The 12,384-nt window shown below is 58.9% G+C and carries 9 protein-coding genes; all 9 read left to right on the forward strand.

Translation table 11 applies throughout. The features are described from left to right. Nucleotides 1-253 precede the first annotated feature (253 nt). The 9 genes from B9N93_RS00935 (at nt 254) to B9N93_RS00970 (ending at nt 12,301) form a co-directional block, all read left to right on the forward strand. Nucleotides 254-1,063 (forward strand): cell division protein ZipA, encoded by an 810-nt coding sequence (locus B9N93_RS00935; RefSeq protein WP_085210043.1) that lies wholly within the window; start codon nt 254-256, stop codon nt 1,061-1,063. Beyond that, nucleotides 1,060-3,093, forward strand: a complete 2,034-nt coding sequence (gene ligA, locus B9N93_RS00940; protein ID WP_085210045.1) for an NAD-dependent DNA ligase LigA — start codon at nt 1,060-1,062, stop codon at nt 3,091-3,093. Before B9N93_RS00935 ends, ligA begins: the two co-directional genes overlap by 4 nt. Beyond that, entirely contained in the window at nt 3,090-4,016 is a 927-nt protein-coding gene (locus B9N93_RS00945) for an Rpn family recombination-promoting nuclease/putative transposase (protein WP_085210047.1), read from the forward strand. Before ligA ends, B9N93_RS00945 begins: the two co-directional genes overlap by 4 nt. Nucleotides 4,017-4,114: 98 nt before the next feature. Continuing rightward, the gene (ubiD, locus tag B9N93_RS00950; RefSeq protein WP_085210049.1) at nt 4,115-5,581 is read left to right on the forward strand and encodes a 4-hydroxy-3-polyprenylbenzoate decarboxylase; all 1,467 of its coding nucleotides are present in this window, start codon (nt 4,115-4,117) and stop codon (nt 5,579-5,581) included. A 16-nt stretch (nt 5,582-5,597) separates the two neighbouring features. Then, nucleotides 5,598-5,993, forward strand: a complete 396-nt coding sequence (locus B9N93_RS00955; RefSeq protein WP_085210051.1) for a HEPN domain-containing protein — start codon at nt 5,598-5,600, stop codon at nt 5,991-5,993. Nucleotides 5,994-6,011: 18 nt separating this feature from the next. Next, complete coding sequence (locus tag B9N93_RS00960) at nt 6,012-7,367, forward strand: ParA family protein (protein WP_085210053.1); 1,356 nt, start codon at nt 6,012-6,014, stop codon at nt 7,365-7,367. Continuing rightward, nucleotides 7,360-8,829 carry a hypothetical protein gene (locus B9N93_RS24360; protein WP_125468783.1) on the forward strand — a complete coding sequence of 490 codons (1,470 nt, stop codon included), beginning with the start codon at nt 7,360-7,362 and terminating at the stop codon, nt 8,827-8,829. The genes B9N93_RS00960 and B9N93_RS24360 overlap by 8 nt, the downstream gene beginning before the upstream one ends. Before the next feature lie 28 nt (nt 8,830-8,857). After that, on the forward strand, nt 8,858-9,583 hold the full coding sequence (locus tag B9N93_RS00965) for a ribulose-phosphate 3-epimerase (protein ID WP_085210055.1): 726 nt from the start codon (nt 8,858-8,860) through the stop codon (nt 9,581-9,583). 357 nt (nt 9,584-9,940) lie between these two features. After that, the gene (locus B9N93_RS00970) at nt 9,941-12,301 is read left to right on the forward strand and encodes a DUF3772 domain-containing protein (protein ID WP_085210057.1); all 2,361 of its coding nucleotides are present in this window, start codon (nt 9,941-9,943) and stop codon (nt 12,299-12,301) included. Nucleotides 12,302-12,384 lie beyond the last annotated feature (83 nt).

Below are 12,384 nucleotides of genomic sequence, written 5' to 3' on the forward strand. Positions count from 1 at the left end.
CGCCATGCGCTATCTTTATTCGATAAGCCGCCCATCGATAACACCAAGTCCATCGGATATATCCAGAGATTGGAAAAATTGAGCCGGGAATCGACAACCGGAATATTTGGGAAATCATCGTCCGCAGCCATCGGATCATTTATCGCATCCATCATGAACAGAACGAACCCCGCACCATCCGGTTCTGACATGAAAAACGCGGCGCTCCAATACTTGCTTCATAAATAACCAACCTCCCATCCGAGGAAACCCAATGGACAGAGACACCATTCGCATCGTCCTCTTGGTGATCGGCCTCCTGGTGATCGCCGGCATCTATATCTGGGGCCGCCACCGGCAGAAACTGCTGGATTTCCTCCAACGCCGCGGCGAATACGACGAATTGGGCTACGATCCCGGCCAGGAAGCCCCACCGTCCAAATCCCGCTATCAAGACCCCGACGACGACGAATTCGAAAGCCTGGGCTATAAGGGCCGCAAACCCGCCACGCCGGAACCCGCCGCCTACGGCCTGGACGACGATCTCGACAACGATCTGTTGGACTTCGGGGAATCCAAGCCCGCCCCCGAGCCACCGCCGGCCAAACCCAAACCCGAACCCACCGCGAAAACCCCACCGGAACCCAAGAAAACCACCGGCAGCGCCCCGATCCCGGTCTTGATCCAGGTCAGCGTGGTGGCGAGCGGCGGACGGCGCTATTTCCAGGGCGACGACCTCCGCGACGCGCTGCTCGACCTGGATTTGATCCACGGCAGCATGGGCATCTTCCACCGCTACGACCGCAAGTTCCGGGAAACCCTGTTCAGCGTCGCCAGCCTGGTCGAACCCGGCACCTTCCCGATGGACAATATGGAAGCCTTCGAATGCCCAGGCGTGGTGCTGTTCTTCCAGCCCGACCGGGTGTCCAACCCCATCGCGGTATTCGACGACTTGGTCCGCACCAGCCACAAGCTGGCGAACCGGCTGGGCGGGGCCGAATGGGATGAAAAACGCCAGCTTCTGACCCAGGACAAAATCGCCCATATGCGCGGCCTGCTGGAAGACGCCTGCGAAGACTCATGAACACTCCCGAATCCGCCCGCCACCGCGCCGCCGAATTGCGCGGACAGATCGAATTCCACAACGAGCGCTATCACAAGTTCGACGCGCCGGTGATTCCCGACGCCGAGTTCGACGCCTTGATGCGCGAACTCGTCGCCCTGGAACACGACCATCCCGAATTGCGGACCGCCGATTCGCCCACGCAACGGGTGGGTGCGGCCCCGCTCAAGGCGTTCGCGGAAGTCCGCCACGAAGTCGCCATGCTGTCGCTGGACAACGCCTTCACCGACGAGGACGTGGCCGATTTCGAGCGGCGGGCGCAAAAACCCTTGCACGGGGCGGCGCTGGATTATCTGGTCGAACCCAAGCTGGACGGGCTGGCGGTCAGCCTGATCTACGAAGACGGCGTCCTGGCGCGGGCCGCGACCCGCGGCGATGGCCAGACCGGCGAGGACATCACCCACAATGTCCGCACCATCCGCGCGGTGCCGCTGCGCTTGGCGGGCGCGGGCTGGCCGGCGCGGTTCGAGGCGCGGGGCGAGGTGTTCATGCCCAAAGCCGGTTTCGAGGCGCTGAACGAGCGGGCGCGGCGGCTGGGCGAAAAAACCTTCGCCAACCCGCGCAACGCCGCCGCCGGGAGCCTGCGCCAACTCGATCCCAAGATCACCGCCGCCCGGCCCCTGGCGTTCTTCTGCTATGGCTATGGCGCTTATCCCACCGCCGAACTACCCGCCACCCAAAGCGAACTGATGGCGCGGTTCAAAACCTGGGGTTTGCCGGTCAATCCCGAATCGCATGTGGTCCAGGGCAGCGCGGCCTGCCTCGATTATTACCGCGATCTGCGGGCGCGGCGGGCCGGGCTGGATTACGACATCGACGGCGTGGTCTACAAGATCGACCGGCTGGACCAGCGCGAAATCCTGGGTTTCGTGGCCCGCGCCCCGCGCTGGGCCATCGCCCATAAATTCCCGGCGGAGGAAGCCACCACCCGCGTCACCGCCATCGAGGTGCAAGTCGGACGCACCGGGGCCTTGACCCCGGTGGCGCGGTTGGAGCCGGTGTTCGTCGGCGGCGTCACCGTCACCAACGCCACTTTGCACAATATCGACGAGGTCCGGCGCAAGGATATCCGGGTCGGCGACACGGTCGTCGTGCGGCGGGCGGGCGATGTCATCCCGGAAGTGGTGAAAAGCCTCCCGGAATTGCGGGACACCGAAGTCCCGCTGTTCGAGTTGCCCCCACAGTGCCCCGTATGCGGCTCGGAGGTGGAAACCGCCGAGGGCGAGGCCATCGCCCGCTGTAGCGGCGGGCTGTATTGCCCAGCCCAGCACAAGGAAGCCATCAAGCATTTCGCCTCGCGCCGGGCCATGGATATCGACGGCCTGGGCGACAAACTGGTGGACCAAATCCTCGACAAGGCTCTCATCAAAACCGTGGCCGATCTTTACCGGCTCCAGGTCGATGAACTGGCCGGTTTGGAGCGCATGGGCCGCAAATCGGCGGAAAACCTGGTCGCCGCGCTGGAAGCCAGCAAGCACACCAGCTTGCCGCGCTTCCTATACGCGCTAGGCATCCGCGAGGTGGGTGAAGTCACCGCCCAGACCTTGGCCGCGTATTTCCGCGAACTCAGCGCCATCCAAGCCGCCGACGAAGAAACCCTGCAAACCGTGCCCGATGTGGGTCCGTCGGTCGCCCATCATATCCACACCTTCTTCCGCCAGCCGCATAACCTGGAAGTGGTCGCGGCGCTGTTAGCGGCGGGAATACAGTGGGAACCGATGCCCGAGTTGCCGCCCGCCGCCGAATTGCCGCTCAAGGGCCAAACCTTCGTCGTCACCGGCACGCTGGAATCCCTATCCCGCGAGGAGGCCAAGGCCAAGCTGCAAGCCTTGGGCGGCAAGGTCGCGGGCAGCGTCTCCAAAAATACCCGCGCCGTCATCGCCGGGGCCGATCCCGGCTCGAAGCTGGCCAAGGCGCGGGAATTGGGCGTCGAGGTCTTGGACGAGGCGGGGTTCCTGGCCTTGTTGGATGGCGGGGTACAGGCCCAATGAAACACCGCATCGATCCCAAAATCGACTGCGTCTTCAAGGCGCTGCTGGGCGCGGAGGAAAACCGTAACCTGCTCATCCATTTCCTCAACGCCGTGCTGGACGGGGAATTGCCCGCGCCCATCACGGAAGTCCAAATCCTCAACCCCTTCAACGAGAAGGAGTTTTTGGACGACAAGCTCAGCATCGTCGATGTGAAAGCCCAGGACGGGGCAGGGCGGTTCTACCAGATCGAAATCCAGTTGGTCGCCTACCGCAACCTGCCCGCCCGCATGGCCTACACCTGGGCCGACCTTTATACCCAACAATTGCGTAGCGGCCAGGATTACGAAAAACTCACGCCGACCTACGCCATTTGGTTGCTGGCCGACGATTTGTTCAGGGACGATGGCCGCTATGCCCGCCACTACAAATTACGCGACGAACGCGGCCAAGCTTTGTTGGACAACGGCGGCATCTGGACGCTGGAACTGGGGAAATTCGCGGCGGAACGGGTCGAAACCGAAGAACAGCGCTGGCTCAAGCTGTTCAACGAAGGCGACCGGCTCAACGACACCACGCTCCCCGATTGGATGAACACCCTGGAAATGAGGCAAGCCATGGAAACCTTGAGAAAGTTTTCCGAAAAGGAATTGAACTACTTCGCCTACCAAGCGCGGGAGAACTTCCTGCGCGAGCAACGCACCATCGCATTGGAATTGGAGGAGGCCCGGCACGAACGCGAGCAGCAACGCTTGGTCCTTGAGCAACAGCGCTTGGCGCTTGAGCAACAACGCTTGGCGTTTGAACAGCAAAGCTTGGCACTTGAACAAGAACGCATCGCCAAAGAGCAAGCCGAACAAGGCTTAGCACGGGAACAAGCGGAAAAAGCCGCCCTCCTGGCCGAACTCGAACGGCTCAAAGCGGCGCAACCGAAATCGACCTAATCCTCCCAAAGGCCGCCCTCAGCGGCCTTTTTCATGCCCTGACCCCGCACCCCGGCGACGCGTTAGAATGCCCCTCCCGCCCACCACGCGCCACTGCCATGAAATACCACGACCTCCGCGACTTCATCCAAGCCTTGGAAGCCCAGGGCGAACTCAAGCGCATCAAACTAGAAGCCGACCCCTACCTCGAAATCACCGAAATCTGTGACCGCACCCTGAAAGCCGCCGGCCCCGCCCTCTTGTTCGAGAAACCCAAGGGCAGCCAACACCGCCTGCTCGGCAACCTGTTCGGGACGCCCCGCCGCGTGGCCCTCGGCATGGGCCAGGAATCGGTGGACGCCCTGCGCGAAGTCGGCAAACTCCTCGCCTTCCTCAAGGAACCCGACCCACCCAAGGGTTTCCGCGACATGTTCGACAAGTTGCCGCTGTTCAAGCAGGTGTTGAACATGCCGGCCAAACTGGTGAAACATCCGCCCTGCCAGGAAATCGCGCTGGGCGGTTCCGACATCGACCTCGGACGCTATCCCATCCAAACCTGCTGGCCGGGCGACGCCGGGCCGCTCATCACCTGGGCCTTGGTCATCACCAAGGGGCCGCACAAGGAACGCCAGAACCTCGGCATCTACCGCCAGCAGGTGATCTCGCCCAATAAAACCATCATGCGTTGGCTGGCACATCGTGGCGGCGCATTGGACTTCCGCGACTGGCAAGCGGCCCGTCCGGGCGAACCCTTCCCGGTCGCGGTAGCCTTGGGAGCCGATCCCGCCACCATCCTGGGCGCGGTGACGCCAGTACCGGATAGCCTATCGGAATACGCCTTCGCGGGGCTCCTGCGCGGCTCCAAGACCGAGGTCGCCCAATGCCTGACCTCCGACCTGCAAGTACCCGCCAGCGCCGAAATCGTGCTGGAAGGCTTCCTGTATCCGGGCGAAACCGCCCCGGAAGGCCCGTTCGGCGACCACACCGGCTATTACAACGAGGTGGACGAATTCCCGGTGTTCACCATCGAGCGCATCACCCAGCGCAGCGACGCCATCTACCACAGCACCTACACCGGCCGCCCGCCGGACGAACCCGCCGTCCTGGGCGTGGCGCTGAACGAGGTGTTCGTGCCGATCCTGCAAAAACAATACCCGGAAATCGTCGATTTCTACCTACCACCCGAGGGCTGTTCCTATCGTCTGGCGGTGGTCAGCATGAAAAAGCAATATCCGGGACACGCCAAGCGGGTGATGTTCGGGGTGTGGGGGTTCCTGCGGCAGTTCATGTACACCAAGTTCGTGATCGTGGTGGACGACGACGTGGACGCCCGCAACTGGCAGGATGTGATCTGGGCCATCACCACCCGCATGGACCCGGCGCGGGATATAACCCTCATCGAAAACACGCCCATCGATTATCTGGATTTCGCCTCGCCGGTGTCCGGGCTGGGTTCCAAGGCCGGTTTCGACGCCACTAATAAATGGCCGGGGGAAACCCAGCGGGAATGGGGCACGACGATCCAGATGACCGAGGCGGTGAAAAGGCGGGTGGACGAGATATGGGAAAGCTTGAATATTAAATAGAAGGGGGTAAGAAAAGATGGCACAGGATTATCGTTATGACGAAAACGCGGGGAGTGCGGCTAATCGGCATTTCCATGATGCCAAAAAGCTGGAAGAAGACCACCGCTATGACAATGCTGGATACCATTATGGATTTGCAGCGGAATGCGCCGTAAAGCACGCTCTTATTCAAACCGGAATATTGAAAGGTGACCCCATAATTAGGAAACTGCATTTCCCGGAGTTACGGGGAAATGCTGTTTTGGCTTTGCAAGGGAGGACATCCAGAGGCTTGCTTAATCTGTTACAACCCAGCTTTATGCAGCATTGGGATGTGGCGATGCGATATTCCAGCTCAGGCATGATTGACCGCGAAAAAGCCGAAAAATGGCGCATAGACGCGAACAAAGCCATTGGGCTTATGTTGTTTTAACCGATACCAGGAGGAATCATGCGCTTTGATGAAAGCCTAGCTGCCTTTGTGGCAGCGCTATTACCTATTTTAAACAAAGAAACTCTTGAAACTGGCTGGATCATCCGTGACGCTTCAGGTCGGCTTGCTTTCATCGCGGACAAAGCGCTTTCCGCGGACGAGCGTTCCCAAGCCGCGATAGCGGTAAAAACAAGCCTTGGGGAATATTGCCGCGAGTCTGGATGCGTCTTCGACAATGAACAACCAGGTATCCAAAGCGTGATTGAATCGGCAAGGGTATTTACCGAAACCATCAATAACGTGGCCGTTCGCCTTATCGACCGGCGCATCGTCGGCCAGGATTGGCTGATCGAACCCGCCCCCGGTTGGCAACCCCCCGCCCCCGCACGTTGGGTATTCGCCAGCTTGAAAGGGGGGGTTGGGCGTTCCACGGCTTTGGCCGTGGCCGCCACCGAACTGGCACGGCAGGGACGGAAAGTATTGGCGGTGGATTTGGATTTAGAGGCACCGGGTCTTGGAACTTTGTTGATCGAAGAATCGGATAAACCCAAATACGGGGTTTTGGATTGGTATGTCGAGCAGGGTATAGGAAGCATACCCGAAGAAGAAAATAACGAGTTTTTAGGAGATATGGTGGCACCCAGCCCGTTTGGCCGGGGCAAGGGATTAATCGACGTGGTGCCAGCGATAGGCCGTATTTCCGACGACTATCCAGGAAATGTGCTTGCAAAACTAGCCCGTGCCTATCTCGATCTACCTCAAGAAGTAGGACAATCCCTAGGCTTCCTAGACCGGACCCAAAAACTGATAGATGAACTTGCCAGCCGCAGACAATATGACGCGGTTTTAGTGGATGCGCGGGCGGGTTTGAATGAAAGCACGGCTGCCGCAATACTAGGGCTGGGCGCGGATGTGTTGCTATTTGGTGTCGATACTCCCCAAACCTTCGCAGGTTATCGGTATCTGCTCGCCCATTTAAAAAAATTTATAAAACCCGATGACGATGACTGGTGGCTTAGGCTGCGTATGGTTCATGCCAAAGCCTCCCCGGACGAGCGGCGTAAACAGGGATTCCGTGATAAGGCATATAGGATTTTTTCCGAGTCGCTCTACCAGGATCGGCCCATACTGGATAACGACGATAATCCTTTGCTTAGCGGGATTAGTGAACCCATTTATACCCAGATGTTTGACGTGGATAGCCGGGAAGCTCCCCATTATGCATGGCCTATTTTAGATGACTCCAATTATGCCGAGTTCGACCCCTTAGCCGAGCGCGTGCAAATGGACGAAGGCTTTTATGGTAGAACTTTCGCTGGCCTTGTTGAAGGCATTGGTGAATTGATCGAATTTCGGGAGAACACGAGTGAATGAATCCATAGATTTCGGAGCGATACGCCAAGCCCTGGCCGAATTAAGACCGGCATCGTCCCATCACGCCAATATTCCACCCAGCGTCGAAGAAATTTATGCCCCCGAAGGCCATGAAGCCGCGCTGGACCCGGATCGGCCCTTGGTGGTGGGTGGCCGCGGTGTCGGCAAGAGCTTTTGGTCGGGTGCTTTGTATAGCAAAGGAACCCGTGAGCTGATTGCTCGTTATTACCCGCGTTCTGGACTTGATAAATGCAACGTGGCGCTTGGCTTTTCTGGAACGGATACCACACAAGGCGGACCGCCATCCAAGGAAATTATCGATGAATTAATAACCAAAGATGGCTTTAAACCAGAAATAATATGGCGGGCTGTAATATTACACGGCCTTCGCGAATTTATCGATCTGCGATTGCCTAAAAATTGGCGCGGTCCTACTGGTTTAGTGGCTTGGGCGGCGGAAGACTCGGAAAGGCTGCAAATCACTTTCCGCACTGCTGATCGGTACCTTTCAGAGCAAGGTTTGCGGTTGATTGTGGTATTCGACGCCTTGGATAAGCTAGGCGATGATTGGATACAAATAAGGGAGCGCAGCAAAGCCTTGATGCGTGTCGCGCTTGCCTTGCGGAGCTATAAGGCAATCAAACCGAAAATATTCATGCGCGTTGACCAATATGACGATGTAGCGCTTTTTAATTTCCCGGATGCCTCGAAGCTTACAGGAGAAAAAGTTAGTTTAATTTGGGAAAGAAAAGACCTTTATGGAATTTTGTTTTATCAACTAGCTAACAATCAAGCCTCGTCCGCTGTTTTTAAAAGGCTGATGAAAAGTCGATTTGGAACCAATTTGGATGGAAAAAAAAGAAATGATCTGCCTATAGAATTGATACATGACGAACGCAAGCAAGAGGTGCTTTTCACCTTGATTGCTGGCCAATACATGGGTAGCGACCCAAGACGAGGAAAAACATATACTTGGGTACATAATCATTTGGCGGATGGCTTTGGCTTAGTCAGCCCGAGGACGTTTTTAGAATCTTTCAGGGCGGCAGCCCAACGCGGAAATCATTTGATAGGAAAAGCGTTAGACCCAAAAAGCCTGCAATATGGATTGCAAATCGCATCCGACGTTAGGGTGGATCAATTGAAAGAAGATTATGGATGGATCCGAATCGCGCTCGCACCCTTGGCTGACTTAGGTGTACCGTGCCAGGAAGCAGCATTGTTTGATCGCTGGGAATCAACCGATGCCATTAGGGACATACAAAAATCTGCGGAGCGAAAAGAATTCTTGGAGCCCGTGGAATTCAATTCTGGCGTCGGTGGCATGGAAAAATCATTATTGGAAGCGATGCGTCGTATCGGGGTAGCGGAACGTCGCCCGGATGGGCGGATCAACGTTCCCGATATTTACCGCGTAGCAGCGAAATTACTTCGCCGGGGAGGGGTTTCCCCCAGGCGTTGATAAATAGTAGAAAACCATAAGGAACAGTATGAACTCACCGAAATCCCACCACATCGCCATCTCCGCTTCCCTGATTTGCTGCGACCTGCTCAACGTCGAGCGCGAATTGCGCCAGATGGAGGAAGCGGGCATCGACTCCCTCCACATCGACCTGATCGACGGCCATTTCAGCCCGAGCATGCCCTTGGGGCTGGATTTGGTACGGCAGGCCCGCCGGAAAACCCGGTTGCCCTTCGACGCGCACCTGATGGTGGAGAACAACGAATTCTTCGTCCAGGAAATGCTGGATATCGGCGCGGAACGGATCGCCTTCCATTACGAATCGGCCTTCCATGTGGACCGGCTGCTGTGCCTCATCCGTGAGCGCGGCGTCAAGGCCGGGCTGGCGCTGATGCCGACCACGCCGCTGTCGGTGCTGGATTACTGCGTGGACCGGCTGGATTTCGTCCTGCTGATGCTCATCAATCCCGGCTTCGCGGGGCGCAAGGACGAAACCCAGGTACCCTACGCCCTGCGCCGGGTGGCCGATTGCCGCCGTCATCTGCAGGGTTTCGGACTCGATATCCCCATCGAGGTCGATGGCCGGGTGGATTTCGACACTATTCCGGGACTTATCGCCGCCGGAGCCACCGATTTGGTGGTCGGCACCCGCAGCGCCTTCCATCCCGGCGGCACACTGGCCGAAAACATCCACAGGATGCGGCAAGCCGCCGCCGCGGGCTTTTCCAAGCGTCCCGGACCAGCCTGTGGATAACTTTGAGTACGGCCCCGGCCTGTGGATAAGTCTTTGGATAACTACTGTATAACTCCCCCTGAACCCTGTGGATAAGCTGTGGAAAAAATTTCCGGTTGCGGAGACGCCGCTGGAATAGCAGGGTTATCCACAATCCATCCACAGCTTATACACAAGTTTTCCACAGGAAAAAAAGCTACAACATATTGATTTTTAAGTGAAAAAATCACTTATCCACAAAAACAGGGAAAGACAATAATAACAAGGTTTTCTTTTTGGTTTCTATTACGCGCCGGCGTCCGAGAGTTCCGGGAAGCTTCCTGGTGGGTGGGCGGACGAACCCCCATCCCGCGCCGCGCCCAACCCTGCGAATCCTCAATGCCGAAGCATCCTATCCCCCGCATCCACCCTATTCCTGGTTTACCGATCCTGCTGTTCCTAACCATCTCCGCCGCCGGGCTGGCCCAAACCGCCGACGCCCCGAACCCGGGCCTACGGGCGCAGGAATGGCAAAAAAGCCTCGACGAGGCCGAAAAAGCGACTGCGGAACCCAACATCCCGGACAGCAAGCTGGCCGATTGGCGCGACCGCCTGCTCGACCTGATCGCGCAGGCCAGGGAAGCGGTTCATAACGTCGAACCCGATATCCAAACCTTGCGGAGCGACCTGGAAGCGCTGGGACCGGCCCCGGCGGTGGACGCGGCTCCCGAGGCCGCCAACGTCGTGGCCCGGCGCAAGGAACTCAATGCCGGGATCGCCAGCCTGGAAGGCGTGGTGAAGGAGGCCGACCTGGCGTCCGTCCGGGCCGGACGCCTGCTCGCCGAGGTCAAGGCCACCCAGCGCACCCGTTTCACCGGGCGTATCCTGACCCGAAGCCCGTCGCCCTTGAGTCCCGCCATCTGGGGCAAAGCCCTACCCGAACTGGGTTCCGCCCTGGCCGCGCTCTACCACAGCCTGATGGACAAAGCCACGCCAACGGCAATCCTGACCATTGGGCGGCCCCTGGCCTTGGGGATGACCTTGGCCACCTTGCTGGCGTTCCCGCTACGGGCCGGACTGATCCGCAAATTCGGCTACATCGTGGTCGAGGATGCGCCGACCTACATGCAGCGCCTATGGACCGCCCTATTCACCGGCCTGGTGCGGACCTTATTGCCCACAGCGGCGGCGCTGGCCGTCTACCTGGGACTGCTCTACACCGATTGGCCGGGGGAAGCCGTGGCCGATGTGCTACGGGTGGGCCTGCTTTCCCTGGCGGCGCTGTTCTTCGTGACCGGCTTCACCCGTTCAGCCCTGGCACCGGACCAGCCGGATTGGCGGCTGGTACCCATCCACGACCCAGGTGCCCGGACTTTGAACCGGACCGTCACCGGACTGGCGATCCTGTTCGCGCTGGACCACACCTTGGGCGAACTGGCCAACCAGTACGATGCTTCGGTCGAGTTGGTCTCCACACAGAAATTCGTGTTCGGCGCCTTGATTTCGCTGGCGTTGCTCAGACTGGTCGGGCGGGGAGTCTGGCCCGAGGACCCGGCCCGGCCCGGATGGAACCGGGTCCGCTACGGCTTGACACTGCTGATCGCAGCGATACCGGCCTCGGCCATGCTGGGCTATGTGGCGTTGTCACGTCTACTGGCGACGCAATGGGTGCTGACCCTGGGACTCTACGCCACGGTCGCGCTATTGAACCGGATCGTCCAGGAAGCGGTGGAACACGCCTTGAACCCGGCCTCGCCCCAGGGCCAACGCCTGCGCACCGCCCTGGCCCTGGGCGAGGAGGGCGCGGAGATGCTGGCGTTCTGGGCGGTGGGATTCATACGCTGTTCGATCCTGCTGCTGGCGGCCTTGGCCTTGCCCTTACTCTGGGGCGTGCCAGGCAAGGATATCGCCGCTTGGCTCGGGAACGCCTTCGTGGGTTTCAAACTGGGGAATCTCAACCTGTCGCTGGGCGAAATCCTGGTGGCGCTGTTGTCGTTCACCGGGTTGCTACTCGCGACGCGGATGCTGCAAAAGACGCTGGACCAAAGGATTTTCCCCAAGACCCGGCTCGACCAGGGCATCCGCAACTCGATCCGCTCCGGCCTGGGCTATGCCGGTTTCTCCTTGGCCTTGGTGATCGCGGTATCGATCCTGGGGCTGGATTTATCCAACCTCGCCATGATCGCCGGGGCCTTGTCGGTGGGCATCGGTTTCGGATTGCAGAACATCGTCAACAACTTCGTCTCCGGCTTGATCCTGCTGGTGGAACGCCCCATCAAGGCCGGCGATTGGGTGGTGGTCGGCGAATACCAGGGCTATGTCAAGAAAATCAGCGTCCGGGCCACCGAGATTTCCACCTTCGACCGGGCTTCGGTGTTCATTCCCAATTCCAGCCTGATTTCCGGTACGGTGATGAACCGCACCTATGCCGACAAGACCGGGCGAGTACTGTTGCCCATCGGCCTGGCCTACCACTCTGATCCGCACCAAGCCCGCCAGGTATTGCTGGACATCGCCCAGGAACATCCCGATATTCGCGATACCCCGCCACCCTCGGTGTTCTTCCAAAGCTTCGGCGACAGCGCCCTCAACCTGGAATTGGTCGCCGTGCTGCACGATGTAGACAAGGTCAAACAAGTGACCAGCGACCTGTGTTTCGCCATCCACGCGGCCTTCCAACGGGAAGGGATCGAAATTCCGTTCCCGCAACGCGATATCAAACTCAGCCTGGACGAGGAACAACTACGGCGCTACCTCTGACTCCGAATTCAGATAGGCCAGGAAGCCACCTAGACCGTCCATGGCGCGGCGAAACGCCAAATACCGCCCCGCCACATCGGATC

It is taken from the genome of Methylomagnum ishizawai, assembly GCF_900155475.1.
Taxonomy (GTDB): domain Bacteria; phylum Pseudomonadota; class Gammaproteobacteria; order Methylococcales; family Methylococcaceae; genus Methylomagnum; species Methylomagnum ishizawai_A.

Coding starts and splice junctions, on each gene's coding strand:
- B9N93_RS00965 (WP_085210055.1), top strand. CDS start 8,858: ATGAACTCACCGAAATCCCACCACATCGCCATCTCCGCTTCCCTGATT.
- B9N93_RS00935 (WP_085210043.1), top strand. CDS start 254: ATGGACAGAGACACCATTCGCATCGTCCTCTTGGTGATCGGCCTCCTG.
- ubiD (WP_085210049.1), top strand. CDS start 4,115: ATGAAATACCACGACCTCCGCGACTTCATCCAAGCCTTGGAAGCCCAG.
- B9N93_RS00970 (WP_085210057.1), top strand. CDS start 9,941: ATGCCGAAGCATCCTATCCCCCGCATCCACCCTATTCCTGGTTTACCG.
- ligA (WP_085210045.1), top strand. CDS start 1,060: ATGAACACTCCCGAATCCGCCCGCCACCGCGCCGCCGAATTGCGCGGA.
- B9N93_RS00960 (WP_085210053.1), top strand. CDS start 6,012: ATGCGCTTTGATGAAAGCCTAGCTGCCTTTGTGGCAGCGCTATTACCT.
- B9N93_RS00945 (WP_085210047.1), top strand. CDS start 3,090: ATGAAACACCGCATCGATCCCAAAATCGACTGCGTCTTCAAGGCGCTG.
- B9N93_RS00955 (WP_085210051.1), top strand. CDS start 5,598: ATGGCACAGGATTATCGTTATGACGAAAACGCGGGGAGTGCGGCTAAT.